At 35.3% G+C, this 21,177-nt stretch carries 16 protein-coding genes and 2 pseudogenes; 9 read left to right on the top strand and 9 right to left on the bottom strand.

Going from position 1 to position 21,177, the window contains the following annotated elements; translation table 11 throughout:
- Positions 1–88: 88 nt before the first annotated feature.
- The 4 genes from AAGD99_RS06435 to folD are packed head-to-tail and all read left to right on the top strand — an operon-like array spanning position 89 to position 3,172.
- A complete protein-coding gene (locus tag AAGD99_RS06435) occupies positions 89–1,372 on the top strand; it encodes an HlyC/CorC family transporter (RefSeq protein WP_253309372.1) in 1,284 nt (427 codons plus the stop codon).
- A 13-nt stretch (positions 1,373–1,385) separates the two neighbouring features.
- Complete coding sequence (locus AAGD99_RS06430) at positions 1,386–1,652, top strand: DUF2312 domain-containing protein (RefSeq protein WP_064125346.1); 267 nt, start codon at positions 1,386–1,388, stop codon at positions 1,650–1,652.
- Complete coding sequence (locus tag AAGD99_RS06425; RefSeq protein ID WP_253309371.1) at positions 1,645–2,310, top strand: UbiX family flavin prenyltransferase; 666 nt, start codon at positions 1,645–1,647, stop codon at positions 2,308–2,310. The genes AAGD99_RS06430 and AAGD99_RS06425 overlap by 8 nt, the downstream gene beginning before the upstream one ends.
- Entirely contained in the window at positions 2,294–3,172 is an 879-nt protein-coding gene (gene folD, locus AAGD99_RS06420) for a bifunctional methylenetetrahydrofolate dehydrogenase/methenyltetrahydrofolate cyclohydrolase FolD (protein WP_253309370.1), read from the top strand. The genes AAGD99_RS06425 and folD overlap by 17 nt, the downstream gene beginning before the upstream one ends.
- Before the next feature lie 130 nt (positions 3,173–3,302).
- On the opposite strand, the gene AAGD99_RS09020 is transcribed toward folD, so the two are convergent.
- Positions 3,303–3,539 carry a transposase gene (locus tag AAGD99_RS09020; protein WP_410529932.1) on the bottom strand — a complete coding sequence of 79 codons (237 nt, stop codon included), beginning with the start codon at positions 3,537–3,539 and terminating at the stop codon, positions 3,303–3,305.
- Positions 3,540–4,079: 540 nt separating this feature from the next.
- On the opposite strand from AAGD99_RS09020, the gene AAGD99_RS06415 reads away from it, so the two are divergent.
- Positions 4,080–4,724 (top strand): alpha/beta hydrolase, encoded by a 645-nt coding sequence (locus tag AAGD99_RS06415; RefSeq protein ID WP_309166945.1) that lies wholly within the window; start codon positions 4,080–4,082, stop codon positions 4,722–4,724.
- Positions 4,725–4,729: 5 nt separating this feature from the next.
- Positions 4,730–5,545 carry an SDR family oxidoreductase gene (locus tag AAGD99_RS06410; RefSeq protein ID WP_253309623.1) on the top strand — a complete coding sequence of 272 codons (816 nt, stop codon included), beginning with the start codon at positions 4,730–4,732 and terminating at the stop codon, positions 5,543–5,545.
- 283 nt (positions 5,546–5,828) lie between these two features.
- Here the strand turns inward: AAGD99_RS06410 and AAGD99_RS06405 are convergent, their stop codons facing one another.
- Together AAGD99_RS06405 and carB are read right to left on the bottom strand one after the other, a co-directional pair.
- Complete coding sequence (locus tag AAGD99_RS06405) at positions 5,829–7,109, bottom strand: hypothetical protein (protein WP_341822919.1); 1,281 nt, start codon at positions 7,107–7,109, stop codon at positions 5,829–5,831.
- 320 nt (positions 7,110–7,429) lie between these two features.
- Complete coding sequence (gene carB / locus AAGD99_RS06400; protein ID WP_341822918.1) at positions 7,430–10,732, bottom strand: carbamoyl-phosphate synthase large subunit; 3,303 nt, start codon at positions 10,730–10,732, stop codon at positions 7,430–7,432.
- A gap of 384 nt (positions 10,733–11,116) precedes the next feature.
- Here carB and AAGD99_RS06395 point away from each other — a divergent pair.
- Both AAGD99_RS06395 and AAGD99_RS06390 read left to right on the top strand, forming a co-directional pair.
- Positions 11,117–11,941 (top strand): annotated as a pseudogene (locus AAGD99_RS06395) (IS110 family transposase); the annotation flags it as partial.
- A gap of 118 nt (positions 11,942–12,059) precedes the next feature.
- Positions 12,060–12,257: pseudogene (locus AAGD99_RS06390) on the top strand (IS110 family transposase); the annotation flags it as partial.
- A 134-nt stretch (positions 12,258–12,391) separates the two neighbouring features.
- Here the strand turns inward: AAGD99_RS06390 and AAGD99_RS06385 are convergent.
- The 3 genes from AAGD99_RS06385 to AAGD99_RS06375 form a co-directional block, all read right to left on the bottom strand.
- A protein-coding gene (locus AAGD99_RS06385) for an IS630 family transposase (protein ID WP_341822214.1) occupies positions 12,392–13,406 on the bottom strand; the annotation gives its coding sequence in 2 pieces (ribosomal slippage) (positions 12,392–12,940 and positions 12,942–13,406; 1,014 coding nt in all).
- A 357-nt stretch (positions 13,407–13,763) separates the two neighbouring features.
- Positions 13,764–14,519 (bottom strand): SDR family oxidoreductase, encoded by a 756-nt coding sequence (locus AAGD99_RS06380; RefSeq protein WP_341822917.1) that lies wholly within the window; start codon positions 14,517–14,519, stop codon positions 13,764–13,766.
- A complete protein-coding gene (locus AAGD99_RS06375; protein WP_253309333.1) occupies positions 14,506–15,321 on the bottom strand; it encodes a YihY/virulence factor BrkB family protein in 816 nt (271 codons plus the stop codon). Before AAGD99_RS06375 ends, AAGD99_RS06380 begins: the two co-directional genes overlap by 14 nt.
- A gap of 135 nt (positions 15,322–15,456) precedes the next feature.
- Between AAGD99_RS06375 and AAGD99_RS06370 the strand changes: the two genes are divergently transcribed.
- Entirely contained in the window at positions 15,457–15,807 is a 351-nt protein-coding gene (locus AAGD99_RS06370; protein ID WP_341822916.1) for a TrbC/VirB2 family protein, read from the top strand.
- Between the two features lie 1,078 nt (positions 15,808–16,885).
- Here the strand turns inward: AAGD99_RS06370 and AAGD99_RS06365 are convergent.
- The 3 genes from AAGD99_RS06365 to AAGD99_RS06355 form a co-directional block, all read right to left on the bottom strand.
- Positions 16,886–17,737, bottom strand: a complete 852-nt coding sequence (locus tag AAGD99_RS06365; protein WP_264731549.1) for a ParB/RepB/Spo0J family partition protein — start codon at positions 17,735–17,737, stop codon at positions 16,886–16,888.
- Positions 17,734–18,576 carry an AAA family ATPase gene (locus tag AAGD99_RS06360; RefSeq protein ID WP_341822915.1) on the bottom strand — a complete coding sequence of 281 codons (843 nt, stop codon included), beginning with the start codon at positions 18,574–18,576 and terminating at the stop codon, positions 17,734–17,736. The genes AAGD99_RS06365 and AAGD99_RS06360 overlap by 4 nt, the downstream gene beginning before the upstream one ends.
- 90 nt (positions 18,577–18,666) lie before the next feature.
- On the bottom strand, positions 18,667–21,147 hold the full coding sequence (locus AAGD99_RS06355) for a response regulator (protein WP_253309329.1): 2,481 nt from the start codon (positions 21,145–21,147) through the stop codon (positions 18,667–18,669).
- Between the last annotated feature and the right edge of the window lie 30 nt (positions 21,148–21,177).

Below are 21,177 nucleotides of genomic sequence, written 5' to 3'. Positions count from 1 at the left end.
AATTTGGCAATATAAATTCAGGCTTGCAAATACCTCTCATAACATGTAAAATTAATTTTATTTTTTATCACAATAACATCGTACTTTAATGGATTGGTTATTGGTCTTAGTATCATCAGCAATTTTTATTTTGTTAATTTTATCGTTTTTGTTCTCAGGAGCAGAAATAGGCTTAACCTCAATTAGCCGTTCTCGAGTTAATAAGCTAAAGCTAGACGGTAACAAAAGAGCCAGGATAATAGACCGCTTATTAAATAAGAAAGAATTGACAATAGGAACGGTATTGCTCGGCAATACAATTATTAATATTACTTGCTCTGCTTTATTTACAGCAATATTTATCAATCTTTTTGGAAATGAGGGCATTCTCCTATCAACAATTATAATGACATTTTGTATTTTATTATTCTGCGAAGTTCTACCAAAAACTTATGCTATTCAAAATCCTGAAAAATTTGCATCATTTTCTGCTTATTTTGTATTGTTTTTTGTAAAGATTTTTTCTCCATTGACGCTAGGTATTCAATTTATTGTTAACCTCATCCTGAAATTATGTGGGCTGCATAAAGATAAGGAAGTAATATCTGCAGCGGATGCAATGCGTAATATGATTACTCTTCACCGCAGTGAAGGAACTATGTTACAACAGGATTTAGATATGCTAAGCAGCATACTTGATTTGGCTGAGACAGAAATATCACAAATTATGACCCATAGAAGAAATTTATTTTCTCTTGATATAAATCGAAGTAAAGAAGAGTTAATAAGGGAAATTTTAACTAGCAGTCATAGTAGGATACCTTTATGGCAAAAAGAACCAGATGATATTATCGGTGTAATTCACGTGAAGGGTCTAATAAATGCCTTGCGTGAAAAGAATAATAAAGCGGAAGAAGTTGACATTACCCAAGTTATGTCAAAGCCTTGGTTTATACCAGAAAGTACACCGCTCAGCGTGCAACTTCATAACTTCCGTAAGAACAGGAAACACCTTGCATTTGTTATTGATGAGTATGGAGCACTGCAGGGAATTGTAACTCTTGAGGACATACTGGAAGAAATAGTTGGAGAAATTTCGGATGAACATGATTTGATCACGGAGAATTTCATAAAGAAAATATCTGACAATATGTATCACATAGAAGGAAAATCTACTATTAGGGACATTAACAGGCAGTTACACTGGAATCTCCCTGATGAAGAAGCTACAACTCTAGCAGGTATGATTGTGAATGAAATAGAGCGCATTCCTGACGAAGGCGAGGAGTTTTCCATGTATGGTTTTCGCTTTAAGATTTTAAAAAAAGATAAAAATATTATTACTGTTGTTGAAGTGCAAGTAAAAACTGGTAATACTAGTAGCAGCAATTAATTAGTGGAGTTTCATGGAAGATACAGTAAAAATAACGGCTGAAGAGTTGAAGGGTTACATAGAGAGAATCGAAAAACTTGAACAAGAAAAGAGGGATGTGCAAGATCACATTCGTGATGTATATGTAAAAGCCGCAGATGAAGGTTGGGATATAAAAGTGATGAAACAAATTATTAGGCTGAGGAAGATGGATGATGATGACAGAGAGGAACAGGAAATATTGCTTGATACCTATAAACGTGCATTGGGAATGAGCTACGAAGAAGAGTTAAGTGAATAGCAGAATTGTAATTGGAATAAGTGGAGCATCTGGTTCTATTTACGGTGTACGTATTTTAGAGGCGTTAAGAAATATTAATAGATCTCTTATCCCTGTCATCCGAGTAGCTGACACTGGGATCCAGGGAAAAAGAAATATAGATTCCAGCGTCACGCGCTGCAAATTTGGTTATGAAACTCATTTAGTGATAAGTCGTGCTGGAAAAATAACTCTAGCTCATGAGATTAAAGAAAAACTTGAAGATATTACATCACTTGCAGATTTTTACTATTCTGAAGAAAAAATAGGAGAAAAAATAGCAAGTGGCTCATTTAAAACCTCAGGAATGATTGTAGCACCATGCTCTATGAAGACAATGTCTGAAATTGCATCAGGTGTTACTTCCAATCTATTGACAAGGGCTGCAGATGTAACGCTAAAAGAAAGAAGAAAATTAATTCTTATGGTGCGAGAGTCACCACTACATCTTGGGCATTTACAAAATATGTTAAAATTAACGGAGATGGGAGCAATAATTGCTCCACCAGTGCCTGCTTTCTATATTAAACCAAAATCGTTGGATGATATTATTAATCATTCTGTTGGCAAAGTATTGGATTTATTTGATATCAAATTACCTGACTTTAAGGAGTGGCAAGGAAGTGACAATTATTATTGATGGTAAAAAAATAGCAAACGACCTATGTGAGAGGCTATCACAAAAAATTGATATTTTAAAGAGAGAGTATAACATTTTTCCTTGCCTGAAAGTAATTCTCGTGGGCAGCAATCCAGCAAGTCAGGTTTATGTTCGCAACAAACAGAAAAAAGCGGAATCAATAGGCATAAGTTCTGAGACCATTGTTTTGCCTAATAATATTTCAGAAGATGAATTGATTGAAAAAATCAATGAGTTAAATGAAGATCGATCTGTGCATGGCATTTTAGTACAGTTGCCTTTACCAAATCATATTAGTGCAAGCAGAGTAATTAACGCAGTAAGTATTGAAAAAGATGTAGATGGCTTCCACGATGAAAACGTTGGTAGATTAGTTAAAGGTGAAAAAAACTGCCTTATACCTTGCACTCCTAAAGGTTCTTTGCATTTAATTAAATCAATTGAAGAGAACCTTTCCGGTAAAAACGCAGTGGTGATTGGTAGGTCAAATATCGTGGGCAAGCCAATGTTTCACCTATTGCTGCAGGAAAATTGCACTGCTACCATCTTGCACTCACAGAGTAAAGATTTAGCTGAATATTGCTCTAAAGCGGATATAGTAGTTGCAGCAGTCGGAAAGCCAAATTTTGTTCAAGCAGACTGGATAAAGAAAGGTGCAATAGTGATCGATGTTGGCATAAATAGTGTTAATGTAGGAGAGCTTGTAGGTGATGTTGACTTTGAGGGAATAAAAGGGAAAGCCAAAGCTATTACCCCAGTACCCGGAGGCGTTGGCCCAATGACAATTGCATTTCTAATGATGAACACTGTTATTGCTGCTTGCTTGCAGAAGGGAGTTGATGCTTCTAATTTCATTAGTTGAGGTATGAAGAGGAAAGCTATATGAAGATAGAATGTACCACATCTCACAATTAATAAAAAATTGAGATTTTTGAAATTCCTCAGTAGTCAAATTTATTAAATATTTAGGATCATCATCTATTCTTTTTTCTCTACAAGTATAGTATTTTCAAAAGCGAATGATAAACGTCTAAAATGGTATTACCAACTAAAAGGTGTAAGTCTGTACATTGATGCATTAGAGTTCTGAGGCGACTTTTGATGGTGTGCCAACAATGCTCTATCGGATTTAGAGCAGGTGAATATGTTGGAAGATAAAGCAAATGACAGCCAAAAGACTCTATTAATGACTTTGTTTTGGGAGTTTTATGGAATGTAGCATTATCCATAACTATGGTTGTATTACGCTGCAATTGTGGTTCGCTCTAACCATACATTAAATACATCTTTATTACACCCTCCTGTGAAGGTCATTGGTGCAATAAACTTCTTTTCAATCCATCCACCTATTATACTCACTCTTTCCCACTTTTTTCCTGGAACATCAGCATATATTTTTTCTCCTCTTGGAGCTCATGCATATTCTCGGTATAGTCTATTATCAACTCCTGCTTCATCTATATATAAAATGCTACAGTGGTCTATTTTTGAGATTTTATCGATAAATTGCTGCCTATCTTCTTGATTGCGCTCTTGATAGAATGTGACTTTTTTTAAGGTTATTTTTAGCTGTTTTAACCTATACCAAATTGCACTTATTCCAAAGCCATTTTATACCTTTTTATCCCTTCTGAGGTAACCTTTTTTCAGTTAGCTATAGGTATAAAATAATGGAGTATGTCTCTCCATCATTCAACAGCAATCACAGTATATTTTTACAAATTTGAAAATTAGTGTTAAATAAAAATATAAATGCAAAAGGAAAAGAAATGATTGAACTTAAAGGCCAAGAAATTTGTGCAGGCGGAAATAAGAAAAATTTGATTATTTTTTTACATGGTTGGGGCTCAAGTGGCGATAATTTCATTCACCTTGCTAAAGTTATGAGCAAGTTTTTACCCGAGTCATATTTTGTAGCACCCAATGCTCCGTTTGAAAGAGAAATAGGTGATGGTTATCAGTGGTTCAGCTTGGAAGATCGTAGTGAGGAAGCGCTATATAATGGAGTAAAAAATGCTACATCAATTGTAAATCATTTCATTGATACAAAATTAAAGGAGCTTAATTTAAAAGATACGCAACTTTCTTTGGTTGGATTTTCTCAAGGAGCAATGCTTGCAATACATACAGCTCTCACCCGCTCTCAATCCTGTGCATCAGTTGTTGCATACTCTGGTAGGTTTCTTTCACCTTCAAAAACTGCACCAGAGATCAAGTCAAAACCTAACATATGTGTTATCCATGGTGATGCTGACGACGTGGTACCTTTTTCGTCCCTCGACTTAGCGGTTAAAGCTTTGAAAGAAAATGGAATAAATGTTGAAGGGCACCCAATTCATGCATTAGGGCATATTATTAATGAAGAGGGGATAAAATTAGGAGTAGAATTTATCAAGAAGAATTTTAAAAATTAATTTTCATGCACTTGTTTTGCTTTGGTTATGGATATGTGGCTAAATTTTTATCGAAAAAACTGCTGAACTTAGGTTGGAAAGTCAGTGGCACATCAAGAAGTAAAAATATACAAAATGTAATCCTCTTTAATTATGAGAAAGTTAGTCAAGATCTGCTTAAAAGCGCAACGCACGTTTTAATTTCTATTCCTCCAGATGGTGATGATGTTATGGAGAGATATGGTGATTGCCTGCAAAATGTTAAATGGTTTGGTTATTTGTCTGCAACTAGCGTTTATGGTGATTACTCTGGTAATTGGGTGAATGAGGAATCTGAAACAAAACCTATAGAAATCAGAGGAGAAAAGCGCCTTAGATCTGAAAAGAAGTGGCTGAATAGCAAACTGCCTGTACATATTTTTCGTTTAGCTGGAATATACGGTCCTGGTAGGAACGTGTTAATTGACTTGCAGCTTGGCAAAGCAAAAAATGTGAAAAAAGAAGGGCATTTTTTTTCTCGTATTCACGTTGAAGATATATCGAACATTTTATTTTCTTCCATGCAAAACATAAAACCTGGTGAAGTATACAATTGTGCAGATGATTTACCCACTACACAATCTGAAGTGATAATGTATGCAGCCAAACTTCTCAATGTTAGTCCTCCAGAGCCAATTGAGGTTTCTTCCTTACCAGATTATGCACAGAGTTTTTATTTAGGGTCAAAAAAAGTAAGTAATGTTAAAATTAAAAAAGATCTTAATGTCTCTCTAATTTATCCTAACTATAAGGTGGGATTAGAGAGTTTGCATGTAAAAAAAACTGAAATCACATTAGAATGAAGTAGATAGACCTATTGTTTAGTTGTATCCGTTCAGCAAAGTGGCAAAATAGGTAGGCGAGATAAACCAAAAAATCAAGAAAAAAGTAAGTTTACAACAAATGGTGTCATTCCAGTCTGGAATCCAGCCTTTCCATAATCATCAAAACATTGTATTTTAACGTAAAACAGCTATTTTTATGCTCACCAACTTAATAAAAGTCCTGGATCCCAGTGTCTGGGCACTGGGATGACAAAGGAGAGCAGTGTCAAGCACTGATCACTTTTGCTTCAATATTTGCACATTAGCCATGCCTTGAATCAATACGTTTAGTTCTGTAATTGTGTCCGCTCAGACTAATGTTCTCTAGGTGAGATCGTGGAGTATTCGTTGCAGTATTTGGCTGTTCAATTACGCTAGTTGGTATAATACTTCTATTTCTTTCAAAATTTCCATCTCGTATAGCTTCCAGAACGCTTTTTCCTCCTAAAAGACAGTTTTCTCCTAAACTTTTCCCCTTATCTTCTAACTCGTTAAGCCTTGCTTCGCTCTCCTTATCAATCTTTACTTCTATTTCATTACTATTTTCCTTAGGATTTAGATGAATACTGATTTTTCCTGCTTCACTATCAAAAGATAATGTTACACCTTGCTTACAAACATCCAGATAATTTCTTTTTCCGTTGTAGCTTTCAACTCTTACTATACTTTTCCCAATTTGCAGTATACCAACTCTTAAGTTTAAACCTTCATTCTTTTCATTGCTTAGGATTTTTGCAACTTCAACAGTACTATCTTGTGGATATTTTATACAAAAGCACTCATTATCTATCTCTACTTTTAATTCTAATTTGTCCTTTTGAGCTTGCTCATTTTTGTTTACAATACTTTCATATGCTACATTTTTTAGATCGTTTTCAATTTCCTTACATTCCGCAAAGAGATCATTGACATAATCAAAATCAGAAGTTACATGTCCTAGCTCACCACCATCGAAAAGACCTCTTTCTACTTTCCCACCTTTTAACAATAAATCCCTAATGGTGTTTCTTATGATGTCTAAATTACCATCTTCCAGTGCTTCATTCGTGTTGTCATCATCTTGATCTTCATTGTTACAGGAAACATCCTGACCTCTAAATGCATGCGCTTTACTGCTAGGGCATAGGCCTTCATTATTGATAACATCTATTATTTCTTCAAATATCAAATTTGTTACAGTTCTATAACGATCACCATAACATGAATTTAGTCTTATCCCTTTCCCTAAATATTTATTTGTTATGTCTCGAACAAGCCTTAAAGCACTTCCTTTGTTATTTTCTTCTTCCACCTTTTTCATCTCCTTACAAAATTCATCAATCAGCTTCTCTTCATTTTCAGTTAATGGTATTTCTAGATCCATTAAAAGTGAGCCACCTTCCGGAAAATAAGAATAATCTGAACTACAGCTCGAATTTGAGTCCCAATCACTTGGTTCAGTACAAGGCGTCTGATTACCATCAGCAGAACTATCATATGAATCATAATCACTAAAGTTCTGTAGTCGATTATCACTTTCGTGTTCATCTGTTTTGTTTGACAAATCACTGCGAGAGAACTCCATCGGATCTTTTATATTACTTCCAAACTTTGTTGATTATCACTTTCGCCTAACCTAATATCAGTTAGTGTTGGATCATATAATTCTTGGGTATTTTTTGCTTCTGTTTTCCTCGTCTTACGTAATGGATAAGGCTGATAAAATTGAGTTCGTTTCCTTTTTACCTTATTCATGTTGCATAACCGTTATTCAATAATTCTTTAACAAATACCATAATACATAGGCAAGTCAGTAAAAAAATTTGACTTACATTACTCTACCACAATTTTGAGATAGAGTAATGAATTATTTTCGTTTGGCATTTAAACGTTTTGTATCTGCTGTAATGATTTCACTTCCAATTTGCTATTCTTTACATATTGAATTGCAAGCACTAACGCTTTACTCCCAGAAGCTGTGGTGCTATAAGCTATATTTTGCAAAATAGCAGTTCTCCTGATATCTTTGCTATCTGAGACTGATTTCACACCTTTTGAAGTATTGATTACTAGATTTATTTTTCCATCTTTGAGCATATCAACTATGTGGGGTCTGCCTTCTCTCACTTTATTTACAGCTTTTGCAGCAATGCCGTTATTATTCAGATATAAAGCTGTGCCTTTGGTTGCATATATTTCAAAACTCAGTTCTTTCAACATTCGTGCAACAGGCAATATATACTCTTTATCATCATCTTTTACTGAAACCAGAGCTGTTCCTTCTATTGGTAACTTGTATCCTGCAGCCATGTGCGTTTTTGCAAGTGCAGCTTCAAACGATGAGTCAATTCCCATTACTTCTCCTGTTGATTTCATTTCAGGACCAAGTAGAGTGTCAATTCCCGAAAAGCGCGTGAATGGAAAAACAGCAGCTTTAACTGCAAAATGATTGAAAGGCTTGTTTTCCTGATTCAATTTTTTACCCAAAATAACCTGAGTGGCAAGCTTTGCAATAGGAATATTGATTACCTTGGAAATAAAAGGAACGGTTCGACTAGCTCGTAAATTTACTTCAAGTATGTATACATAACTCTCTTGAACAGCAAACTGAATGTTTATCAGACCTTTCACTTCTAGTGCAAGAGCTATTCTTTCAGTTTGGAGCTCGATCTCTTTTATTACTTCGTCACTCAATGTATTTGTCGGTATTGAGCATGTTGAATCGCCAGAGTGGATACCAGCTTCTTCAATATGCTCCATGACCGCTGCAATGAAAACTTTTTTCCCATCACACACAGCATCAACGTCAACCTCAACTGCATTGACTAAAAATTTATCAAGAAGCAGCGATCCGTGTTCAAAAATTTTGGTTTGATTCAAGACATACTCTTTAAAGCTCTGAGTATCGTGTCTAATCGACATAGACTGACCGCCGAGGACATATGATGGCCTGACTACTAGTGGAAACCCCACCTTTTCTGCGTTGGTTAACGCTTCTTTTACTGAATGGCAGATAGAACTTTCAGGTTGTTTTAAATTAAGTTGCAAAGCAAGGTTTTTAAACCTCATGCGATCTTCTGCAAGGTCAATAGAATCAAACGAAGTTCCCAGAATTTTGAAACCTCTCTCGTTAAGCACTTTGGCTAACTTTAAAGGTGTTTGACCACCTATTTGAACTATTACACCAACCAGTGTGCCATTTTCTTGCTCTTTACTTAGTATTTCAAGCACATCCTCTGCAATCAGTGGGGCGAAATATAAACGATCAGCGGTATCATAATCAGTTGAAACGGTTTCTGGATTACAGTTGATCATTATTGTTTCATACCCCATTTCTTTGGCGGCAGAAGCTGCATGTACGCATGCATAATCAAACTCAATACCTTGACCAATGCGATTTGGACCACTTCCTAAAATGACAACCTTTTCTCGGTCAGAAACATCTGCTTCGCACTCCATTCCCTCTGTCATCCGAGTAGCTGACACTGGGATCCATTCTTCCTTATCTCTGGATTCCAGCGTCACGCGCTGGAATGACATCATTGTGTTACCCTCATAACAGCCATACATATAAGCAGTGCTCGATTCAAATTCAGCTGCACAGGTGTCTACACGCTTATAAACTTGTTTAATGCCAAATTTTTTTCTTATTTCTTCAATTTGCTCTGCTTTCTTATTGCTTAATTTTGCCAATCTTGCATCTGAAAACCCCATTTTTTTCAGCTCTAACATTTCATATGCAGTCTCAGGAAGGCCGGTTTCCTTGATTTTTTGTTCAGCTAATATAATTTGCTGTATATTCTGCAAAAACCATAAGTCATATCCTGTAATCGAATTTATTTCTTCTATGCTTATTCCATGACGCATTGCGTCAGCAGCAATCAGTAATCTGTTTGGCAGCAATTTTGCTAATTGAGATCTGATGTGATCAATATCAGTATTTTCAGGAAATACTTCATTAAGTCCCGTAAGCCCAGTTTCAAGCGAGCGAAAAGCTTTCTGCAGCGACTCATTAAAAGTGCGGCCGATCGACATCACTTCCCCCACTGATTTCATGGAAGTTGATAGTTCACAATTCGTCCCCTTAAACTTCTCAAATTCAAAACGAGGAATTTTAGTGACGATGTAATCAATCACTGGTTCAAATGCAGCAGGTATAACTGGAGCGCAATCATTACGTATCTCATCGAGTGAATAGCCGATAGCAAGTTTAGTTACAACTTTTGCAATAGGATAACCTGTTGCTTTTGAAGCAAGTGCAGAAGAGCGAGAAACCCTTGGATTCATTTCAATCACAACGAGGCTTCCATCTTCTTTAGGATTCACTGCAAACTGAACATTTGCACCACCGGCACTAACATCAATTTCTCTTAGCACTGCTATAGATGCATTTCTCATCTGTTGGTATTCTACGTCACGCAGAGTCAAAGCAGGAGCAACCGTGATACTATCTCCGGTGTGCACTCCCATTGGATCAATATTTTCTATCGAACAGACTATTATGCAGTTATCTTTACAATCACGGATAACTTCCATTTCATATTCTTTCCAGCCGATAATTGATTCATCTATCTGAACTTCATTTATTGGCGAAATTTTGAGAGCACTTTCTGCAATATTGAAAAACTCCTCTTTATTGTATGCTATGCCGCTACCTGCACCACCAAGGGTGAATGACGAGCGGATGATTGCTGGTAATCCAATGTAATCCAAAGCCTTTCTTATTTGTTCTTGATTTTTTATAATGATACTTTTGGGGTATTTTAGCCCTATTTTATCCATGGACTGACGGAATAACTCTCTATCCTCTGCTTTTTTTATTGCTTCTCTATTTACCCCTATTAATTCTACATTGTATTTGTCTAACACTCCATCATCTGCAAGTTTTATTGCGCAATTGAGTGCTGTTTGCCCGCCCATTGTTGGCAATATTGCATTTGGCATCTCCTTAATTATAATTTTCTCTATGATTTCAGGCAGTACCGGCTCAATATAAGTTGCATCAGAAAACTCAGGATCTGTCATTATAGTTGCGGGGTTGGAGTTAACCAAAATGACTTTATAACCTTCACTTTTTAATACTTTACAGCTTTGCGTTCCGGAATAATCAAACTCGCATGCCTGACCTATAACTATTGGGCCTGCTCCTATTACTAATATAGATTCTATATCTGTGCGTTTTGGCATAATTACAATAACGATTTCTGTTCAAATAATGTTACCAATCTTTCCTGTATATGTGAATTTTTATTAAACCTATTAGCTAACTGTTTTTAGGCTTGACGCATAACTGTACGAACATTGTGATTTGAGTCTACTAGGAGGGTGTCATCCAAGTAGCCTTCTTCTTGTATCTTGTCAAAAGCATCTAATGTTTTAAGCTTAAGCATTAGGTGGAGAAGGGAGGAACTCTGTGCTTCTTCTTAGATATAAAATCTGTAGAGGAGATAAGAATTCCCTTCTCAAAAGTATAGGCTGGACGGTATCGTAGAAAGACCTGAATGGTTCTAATTCTGTATTCACAAGACTAGCCTTACTTTTCATTTTTAATGGTAACGTATGGGGTTATATATGATCAACAACTTTTTGGGCATAGATATATCAAAAGATCGCTTTGATGTTTTTCTCTCATTTATAAGCAAAAAAGGAAAGCGTGAAACTAGAAAAAGAAGCTTTAAGAACGATGATCATGGGTTTCAAAGTCTACTGAATTTTCTACACAAACATAATGTAGAAAAAGTAAAAACCTGCATGGAATCTACTGGTTGTTATAGCGAAGCACTGGCTGAATTTCTACACAATGCTGGACATTTTGTAAGTGTTGTAAATCCTTATTGCATAAAATCTTATGCAAGGAGTAAGCTGATACGACAAAAGAATGATCAGACCGATGCAGAAGTTATTGCTGATTATTGCCAAAGACAGGAACCTTCTAGTTGGACACCACCTTCTCCTGAAATGAAAAAATTAAAACATCTTTATCGTTGCTCAGTTGCGTTAAAAGATGAGTTAACATTAGTAAATAACCACTTAGAAAAAAAAGAGAGACTGCCTAAAGAAGTTGCAAATGCTTGGGAAGACCTTGCAATGAATATAGCTCAAAAAATAGAAACAATAAAAAACTCCGTACGTGAACTATTAAATCAACACAAAGAATTGTTGGAAAATTTTCAACTTCTATTGACTATTCCAGGCATAGGAGAAGAATCAGCAATAGCTATTTTAGCTGAAGTTTCTGATATAGAGGTTTTTAGAGATGCCAGGCAATTGGCAGCATATACAGGAGTTATACCACGAAATATGACGTCAGGTTCCTCTGTATATGCCAAACCCAGATTAAGTAAATCCGGTTCACAAACATTACGTAAGGCACTTTTCTTTCCTGCCATAGTAGCTAATACCAAACTTCGTTATTGGGAAGACAAATAGAATATACGATAAATTCACTTAAACCTCCAGTTATAGGCGGAAAGCACTCTTTTTCATTTGTCTCATTATTATTGAGAATTGGTATAAGAATCACAATCCTATCATTATGAGCTTTTGCCAAAGATTAAAGGAAAAGGGTAAGCATAATATGGCCATCGTTGGTGCTGCAATGCGTAAGCTACTCCATATCATTTTCGGTATTCTGACATCCAAAAGTGCTTTTGATCCTAACCATATCAAAAACTACAGGGCTAGGAGGTTGACTGAAGGTTTAGTACTTTAAAATCAAAAATGCTTCCTATCTATCTTATGTAAAGTGGTATCTTACACAAATTTATTGAATGTTGTTGGTTAGTGGATATGTTGATAAGTAAACTTCATCTGTTTTGTGCGTATAAAACTAATTTATACCAAATCTCATAAATAAGTAGGCAAATAACTCACAGAACAAATGGTTTTGATCGAACTTTCCGTAATATTACGAATGAATGCACATACAGTATCCTCCAATAAACTAACAGAGTCATATATTCTATTTTTAATGAGATTGTCTTTCAAATATTGCCATAAACGCTCTACTGGATTTAACTCTGGTGAATATGGAGGTAAATAGATTAAGGTAATATTTTGTGGTATTTTTAAACCTTTGGATCTATGCCATCCTGCACAATCCACAACAAGAAATGCCTCCCTTGTTCCTAAATATTGTGACATCTGCTCAAGGAATATATTCATACAATCAGTATTGACGTTTGGTACGAATAAGCTAGAACTCTCTCCATTTCTAGGATTAACTGCACTATAGAGATAAAAGTTTTGCCTACCTAATTTTACCTTAACCTGTGTCCTAATGCCTTTTTTAAACCACCCGTGTCCAATCTTTGAATGTGTGCCAAACCGCGACTCATCGAAGAAAAATAGCTCTTTTTCGGGATACGTGACAATAGTTTCATTAAGATTTTTTTTTAAACTCTTCTTGTTTATTTTTATCCTGTTTATTGTGCACAGGCCTTGGAGTAATATACGAAAAACCTAACTTTTGCATCAGTCTATGTGCTGTAGACTTACTTACCTCAATAGAAAACATTTTCTCAATTATGATTTTTAATTTCTTAGCCGTTAGGTTGGCTCCTTCTTCTGCTATGACATTTTTAATTTCTTCTTGCTGCTTGTAGCTCAACTTCGGCTTTACTCCACGTCCTGGTTGTATTTTAAACGCATTGACTCCTCCTTCCTTAAATCTTGTAATCCACTTCATCAATGTAGTTCTAGTAATTCGGTATATTTGAGCAACTTTTGTTATTCCATATTCTTTTGCAGATATTATTGCCTGTAATCTTCTTCCTATCTCTCCTCTTATGCCGTGCTTCTTTAATTCCAGGTTACACTTATTATATAATTCTTCTCCTATTGCTTTACTTTTTCCTGCCATAACTCCCCACTAATTCTTAAATTATTCTATTTTAGAAATTTTTCTTTATTCGTCTATTTATTTTTAGGAATTGGTATTACTTATCAACATATCCACTAACTATAATCTGTGTACTGTTACACAATTGGAAGTATTTTTTGATTTTATGATGCAACTTGGGAAATTTTTATAATTTTTTTGTTGACTAACAAGACGGTATCTCCTGTCATCCCAGTGCCCAGACACTGGGATCCAGGAAACTTTGATTGTAAACTAATTTGGTAAGCATAAAAGTAAAACACAACGTTCTTGATTATGTTAAATTAAAAACTAGATCCCAGTGTCTGGGCACTGGGATGACATCCTTTCTAGTGTAATTTATTCGGGAGATTTGCTAAGCGGTAAGATTTTTCCTGATACGCTGCAATCGTTAGAAGCTAACTCCACAAATTTGTCTGTTAGTTTATCAGGTGACACCAATTCAGATCCAGGAAATGCCTGCTCACTATCCACAGGTCCTTTCGTGTATACAGCATTTACACATAATTTTGTATGTTTTGTCTCAGATGCATATATCTGCACCATTATTTCTAGTGCAACTTTACTTGCAGCATACGGCATCCAATATGGATAAGAGGAAGGAGAAAGTGTCACCTCTGAGGTCATGAATATCACTCTTCCAGCATTAGACTTCTTTAGCATTGGATCTAAGTTTTTTAGTAAGTACCAATTGGCAGTAAAATTTGTATTCATTACGTTCTGTAGCTCTTCAATCTCACAGTCGTGAATAGGGTTCAATTTGCCTAAAATTCCAGTACATGCAACTAATATATCAAGTGCTCCAGATTCTGATAATTTCAGGCTTTCTATCATGTTTGTCAGTATCTTTACATTCTCAAAGTCTAAAAGATCAAGCTGAATTAGTTTCACAGAGCCTTCTTTAAATTCTTCAAGCTCTTCAATTTCATTATATAGTGGCTTGAGATTATCAAGAGATCTTGAAATCAGAATTACACATGCACCTTCTTTTACAAATCTTTTTGCAACAGCAGAGCCTATTTCACCTGAAGCTCCGGTGATTAAAGCTACTTTACCTTCTAACTTACTCATTTCTTTCTCCTTAGCGAGATTCATTGAAATATTTTAGCTGAAAATTAAATTTTGCTCCATATATAAAAATCAAACTTAGCATATAAAAAAATAGTAATGACACTACCATACCACCTAAACTTCCATATATCAAATTCAGTTGATCAAAGGAAGCTTTTAAGTATTGCTTGAAAGCTGAAGCAGAAATTGTCCAAAGAATAACAGCCACACAAGATCCAGGAAAGACGTCTGATAAATTTTGTTTTATGTTTGGCAACATAAAATATAGCCAAGAGACTACTGTGAAAAGTACAAATTCAATGAGGAGATATTTAGTATAACTAATCCCCTGATAGGAAAAATCAATTAGCATTGGCACTAATGTAGAGAACACTATAGTTAGAGTTATAATAAGCGTGATCACTAAAAATTGTAGTATACTTAACAACCTTCTTAATATATAAGGTGGCGAAACCGGAACTTTATAAGCTTTGTTCAATATTGTTCTTAGCCCTTCAATTGTTGACGAGGCGGTCCAAACAGCGCCTACAATTGCTAAAGTTAGTAAGCTTTGCGGCGGGCCTGATATTATCTCTCTGATACGCGGCATCAAAGATGATAAAATATCCTGTGGCATGTTATCAATGATAAATACCCAGCCAATGTTATACTGGTCTAAGAAATTTGCGAATGTTGACGCCACAGCCATTAAAACGATGAGAAAAGGGAATATCGATAACAGGATTAAAAATGATAGATACCCTGCATGCTCCACTCCATCATTATGAATTGTGTCAATCAAAGCACGATAAAGGCAATAAACGATGCTGTAAAATTTCTGTAGCACTGTAATATAAACGAACCAAGAAAAGTATTCTAAATGAAATAAAGGATACTTTTAAGCAAAAAATCCTTACCGTTTACTTAAATTTAATCAAAGTGATAGATAATCAAATATGAAACAGAAATTATAGGAGGCATAATGAAAAATTTTCTTCTACTTGTGGCTTTAATTCTTTCCTTTGCATTTGATGCAAATGCAAATACTGGCAGCAGCGGTACTACTACTGCTACTACTTTTGTTGATAAAAATGATACAACATCATTAGTGATATGCAAGATAATAGGCTATACTCATGGCATAGGTGGACCAATGATCACAATAGTGATAATTGGTGCAGCGTTGCTTGCAATATTCGGCAGGATGCCGTGGCCAGCGCTTTTTGCACTCGGTGCATTTACTGCTGTGTTTTTTGGCGCTCCTGTAGTCGTTTCAAAAATAACACCAGGCGGTGTGATTTGTAAAAACGGTGCAGTAGAGGCTCATCCATAGAAATTATTGGAGGCACAAAACGTAGTTTTCTTTACTTGAAAGTGGTAAGTTTTACCACTTTCAGTGTCTATGACTACCTAATAAATTCTCTTTCTGTAATCATATCAGTTAAAGTCTGGATTCCAGCGTCACGCGCTAGAATGACAAGGTTATCGTCATGCTGCCGCATACCGTCACGGTATCTCTAGATACCGGCTAACAAGCAGCGGGATGACGGTTGTCAGGGTAGCTGTCATCCCAGTGCCCCTTTTTTTGTCATCCGAGTAGCTGACACTGGTTCACTCTATAATAGTATCATCCGAGTAGCCCCTTCTCCTGTCATTCCAGTGCTCCTTTCTCGTCATCCGAGTAGCTCCTTTTTTTGTCATCCGAGTAGCCCCTTTTTTGTCATCCCAGTGCCCAGACACTGGGATCCAGGAAACTTAACTCTACACCAAGTAAATGTACAATAAGAACTAGATTCCAGCGTCACGCGCTGGAATGACATCATAGGGGCTACTCGGATGACGAGAAAGGAGCACTGGAATGACACCTCTCTTGGGCTCTTTTAGCCATAAATATTTAAGAAATTTACCAAACGAAAAAAAAGGCAAAAGAAGCCCCGTGGTTATTATCCGCTTTAAAATATTGGCGTTTTTTATGTTTTAAACGCTTGACAAGCGAGATTAAGCTGCTTTTAATTGCAACTAACCTACGCTGCAAATGTTTAAGAAATTTACCAAGCAGAAAAAAAGGCAAAGAAACCCCGAGTTAGCTAGTCCTTTACTATCTTTGTCGAGTATTGGCATTTTTTGATGTCTTGTAACGCTTTATAAGCGCGTTCAGCTTATTTAGATAAAAATCTAGATGTAGATGAAGTTTTGTAAAGACATACAGTATCTATATACTGCAAAAAATTGAACATAAGACGCCGATACATTAAGTAATCCTTACCTTTTAATCTGCAGATTGGCGAAAGCAAATACAATAGCTTCACTGTTATGATAAGGGGGCTGGCAGAGTTTGTCAAGTGATTTTTGTCTCTCCATGCTACTTGGGTGACACCAACAGTTGTATTTTATATTATCTTTTTGCTCTACTAGCACTCAAGTTTCCTATTTAAAATTTTTAATATTAAATTCAATTCATTTGGATTATTATACCGTATCATAACTTTACCCTTAGAATTACTGTCATTAATTTTGATCTTTAAACCAAGTTGAGAAGATATAGCACCTTCTAGTGCTGCCATATCTTGATTTTTGGTATATCTCTGCTCTTTTTGGTTGTTACTTTGATGTAAGTCTTTTATCAATTTTTCAGTTTGCCTAACGCTTAAGCCTTGGGAAATTATTTTTTCTGCAATACTTTCCGCATTTTCAACATTAATCAACGCTCTTGCATGGCCCATAGATAGCTTTTTTTCGTTGATCATTGTTTTTACTCCATCAGGAAGTGACAACATCCGAATCATATTGGTTATGTGACTGCGGCTTTTGCCTATAGTTGAAGCTAATTCTTCATGTGTATAGGAAAACTCATCTATCAGTCTCTTATACGCTTCACCTTCTTCTATTGGATTAATATCTTGCCTTTGTATGTTTTCAATAATGGATACTTCCAAGCATTCCTTGTCGCTCAGATCTTTTATGATAACGGGTGCACTATCAAGATTTGCAATCTTGCTTGCTCGCCAACGACGTTCCCCAGCTATTATTTCGTAACCATCATCATTTGAATCTTTGCGTACCACGATAGGCTGTATAATGCCACTTTTCTTTATCGAATTTGCAAGTTCTCTTAATGACTCCTCGTCAAAATGTTTCCTCGGTTGAAATTTGCTTGGGTGCAGTAATGAAATAGGCAAATACTCTTGTCGATCTTCTTTATTATCATAATTATCGCCTATGAGGCCGGCAAGACCTCTGCCGAGGCGTCTATCATCCTTCATACCATGCCCTCACTCACTAGCTTCTTCTCCTTACAACTGCTCGCGTGCTTTTTTAAAATTTCCCTTGCCAAACTTATATATGCTTGTGCACCAGGACACTTAAGATCATACACAATAGCGGGTTTTCCATGAGAAGGCGCTTCTGATAACCGTACGTTACGTGGAATAACAGTCTCATACAATGGGATGATAGTTTTGTATACTTTATCATTTAAATACTGGCAAATATCGTTTTTAATCTGTTCACTGAGTTTGTTGCGCCTGTCATACATTGTTAACACGATCCCTTCTATTGCCAAAAAAGGGTTTAGGTTATTCCTTTTTATCAGTTCTACAGTTTTAACTAAATGGCTTAATCCTTCCAGAGCAAAAAACTCACACTGAAGAGGAACAATAATAGAATTAGCAGCAGTCAAAGCATTTATGGTTAGAAGCCCAAGTGATGGAGGGCAATCGATGATTATATACTCATAATTATCGCGTATCTTCTCTAATGCGCTTTTTAGCACAAATTTTCCTCGCTCAAGTTGCGATAATTCAATTTCTGCAGCTGACAGATCAACTACTGACGAAATTAGTGATAAATTTGGAATTTCCTTTATATTGAAAATTGCCGATTCTATCAATTTATTTTCGCTGCTCAGTAGTATTTTGTATATATTTTTTTCTTCCCTACTACGATAAGAAATCCCGAGTCCGGTGCTAGCATTTCCTTGAGGATCAAGATCTACCAATAAAGTGCTTTTTCCCACAGCAGCAAAGGCTGTCGATAAATTTATACTAGTTGTGGTTTTGCCAACTCCACCCTTTTGATTTACTATTGCAATAATCTTGCTCACGCCTTTTATCTTATGTATAAAATAATTCTATTGTATATATGCAAGAAACTTTTGCATTAGAAAATTTTTTTGTTGCTAATCACACTAAAATTAGACTGTCTTTTTTGCTTTGTGTAACACACTTTGAACCTTGTTTCCTAATTCATTCAGAGTGAATGGTTTTGGCAAAAAGTGAAAATCTTCTATATTGATGTCATCACTCTTTAAAAAAGCATCTTCTGCATACCCAGAAATAAAAATAACGTTAATATTTGGCCTATGGATCAATGCTTCTTTAACTATTTCTGGACCACTCACCTCTGGCATGATTACATCAGTGATTATTAGATCTATGTGTTGATTTTTTTTACTGATTATTTCTAGCGCCTCGCTGCCTATGCTCGCTTCTATTACATCAAATCCTTTTCTTTTGAGTGCTTTAGAGATGAATTCCCTTACTGAATTTTCATCTTCAATCAATAAAATTATACCATTACCTTTAATTTCACTTACTACCGGTCTTTCTATTTCTTCACTATCTTCCTCTATCAGATTTTCATCTGATATGTAAACCATGGGCAAAAATATGCTAAATTTAGTTCCATGATTTACTTTGCTAGCAACATAGATGTATCCTTCAGTTTGTTTAATAATGCCATATACAGTAGAGAGGCCAAGACCTGTACCAGAGGTAATATCTTTGGTAGAAAAAAATGGGTCAAATGCCTTTTCAATTGTATCACTTGTCATTCCACATCCAGTATCAATTACTTCAATCACAACATAATTTCCATGTTCGATCGTTTCCTTGTCTGGAGAAAACATGTCCTGAGATGTAGAATTTAATGAGTCAATCTTTTGATTAAAGGTTCGTATAGTTAATTCTCCGCCCTTTTCCATAGCAGCACTAGCATTGACTGCTAAGTTAAGTATAACTTGCTCTAATTGCCCTTGATCAGCCCTAACAGCACCCAAGTCTCTACCATAATAAATATTAAACTTTATATTTTCACCTATTAATCTTTTTATCATTTCATAAAGATTAGCTATAGTACTATTTACATCAATAATTTTTGGCTGCAAGGTCTGTCTTCTTGAAAAAGCAAGCAATTGTCTTACTAAATTTGATCCACGCTTTGCATTTTGCTGTATCTGTATTATATCTCCAAAAGATGGATCACCAGCTGAATGTTGGAGTAAAAGCAAATCGCAAAATCCTATTATCCCAGTCAATATATTGTTGAAATCATGCGCAATACCACCTGCTAACTGCCCTATAGCTTGCATCTTTTGATAATGCTCAAGCTTTATCTCTAGGTTTTTGTGTTCAGTATTGTCAATAAAATAACAAAGTATGAAGATCATTTTATTATGAAGAAACTTATTGAAATATATTTTTATGTTATTATCGCCGTTGAGCTGTACATCAAAGGACGCATTATTTATTCTATTACTCGAAAAATATTCACGTATTTTCACATGATAACTATCTAATATCAATGTAAAGATTGAATTATTATCTGACCCTGCAAGCTTTATTAGTGCCGTATTTTTCTTTACAAAGTTGCCGTTTATGTCACATTGTGCAATAGCAATTGATGAATTTGCAAAACAAGGGTGTAATTGATAATCAACAATATTTGATTCGGTTGGTGTTATAAAGCCATATATATAGCTATGGTTGTATTTATCACAAAATATAGCAGTGCTCATATAAGCCTTGAATGGAATACCACTTATAGTAAAAAACAAAATTTCATTATCGGTTGTTGTATTGTTATATTTAGATTGAGATATAAAATCACTGATTGAGCTACCTTTTTCCAGTTTTTTCAGTTCAAATATATCTAAAAATCTTTTATTTACAGATAAAATCACCCCTTTGGCATTTGCAATGTAAGTTCCTATACTGTGTTTTTCTATTAACTCTTCATATATCTGCTCCTTGTTTATCTGTGTTGCTTTTAACACAAAATACCCATCTGGCCTTGCTATTGGCACTAATGATAAATTTAAAATCTTATTACTATTTATAGCAATTTGGGGATTATCTGGTATCGGCTCAAAGAGCAAAAGAAAGTTAGATACTCTATTCTTCTTGTTTAAGGAAATGCATACTTGTACAGAAGAGTTATTTTTTAGTGCATGATAGAGTACTTTTTTGTCTTCTTCTGAAACATCTCCTATTTCAAAAATCTTGCCTAACGTAATGTCATCATCTATATGATCTTTAAACCTTTCGTAGAACCTTGCATCAGCATAAATAATACCCTCATCTCTATGTAAAATAAGGCAAAATTCTGTATTATGATTTAGTGCATTTGCAAATATTGCATTTTGAAATTCTATAGTATTAAGTAGGTGTCTGTAGCGTTTTACATTATATATCATAAAGAGAGTTGTTAGAATGCTAACTAATAAATTAATCTCTATATTAATATGCTGACTATATATATCAAAAAAGTAGAGTATCGATATTGCTACTGGAGGTAAGAGCATAATAACTGCCATCACAACAATTGACATTCCATAATTTCTTAGTATGAAGTCAACCCTGTTCTCTTTTTTGTTATCTATGTATCTTTTATTCATTATTGTTACTTGGCATCGTTGTACATACGA

Origin of the sequence: Wolbachia endosymbiont (group A) of Clivina fossor (assembly GCF_964026865.1) — a bacterium.
Lineage (GTDB): Bacteria > Pseudomonadota > Alphaproteobacteria > Rickettsiales > Anaplasmataceae > Wolbachia.
The sequence above is the reverse complement of the archived record's forward strand: the minus strand, read 5'-3'. Positions and strand labels throughout refer to the sequence as shown.

Coding starts and splice junctions, on each gene's coding strand:
- AAGD99_RS06380 (WP_341822917.1), bottom strand. CDS start 14,519: ATGAATCTCGCTAAGGAGAAAGAAATGAGTAAGTTAGAAGGTAAAGTA.
- AAGD99_RS06365 (WP_264731549.1), bottom strand. CDS start 17,737: ATGAAGGATGATAGACGCCTCGGCAGAGGTCTTGCCGGCCTCATAGGC.
- AAGD99_RS06415 (WP_309166945.1), top strand. CDS start 4,080: ATGATTGAACTTAAAGGCCAAGAAATTTGTGCAGGCGGAAATAAGAAA.
- AAGD99_RS06435 (WP_253309372.1), top strand. CDS start 89: ATGGATTGGTTATTGGTCTTAGTATCATCAGCAATTTTTATTTTGTTA.
- carB (WP_341822918.1), bottom strand. CDS start 10,732: ATGCCAAAACGCACAGATATAGAATCTATATTAGTAATAGGAGCAGGC.
- AAGD99_RS06370 (WP_341822916.1), top strand. CDS start 15,457: ATGAAAAATTTTCTTCTACTTGTGGCTTTAATTCTTTCCTTTGCATTT.
- AAGD99_RS06430 (WP_064125346.1), top strand. CDS start 1,386: ATGGAAGATACAGTAAAAATAACGGCTGAAGAGTTGAAGGGTTACATA.
- AAGD99_RS06355 (WP_253309329.1), bottom strand. CDS start 21,147: ATGAATAAAAGATACATAGATAACAAAAAAGAGAACAGGGTTGACTTC.
- AAGD99_RS06410 (WP_253309623.1), top strand. CDS start 4,730: ATGCACTTGTTTTGCTTTGGTTATGGATATGTGGCTAAATTTTTATCG.
- AAGD99_RS09020 (WP_410529932.1), bottom strand. CDS start 3,539: ATGGATAATGCTACATTCCATAAAACTCCCAAAACAAAGTCATTAATA.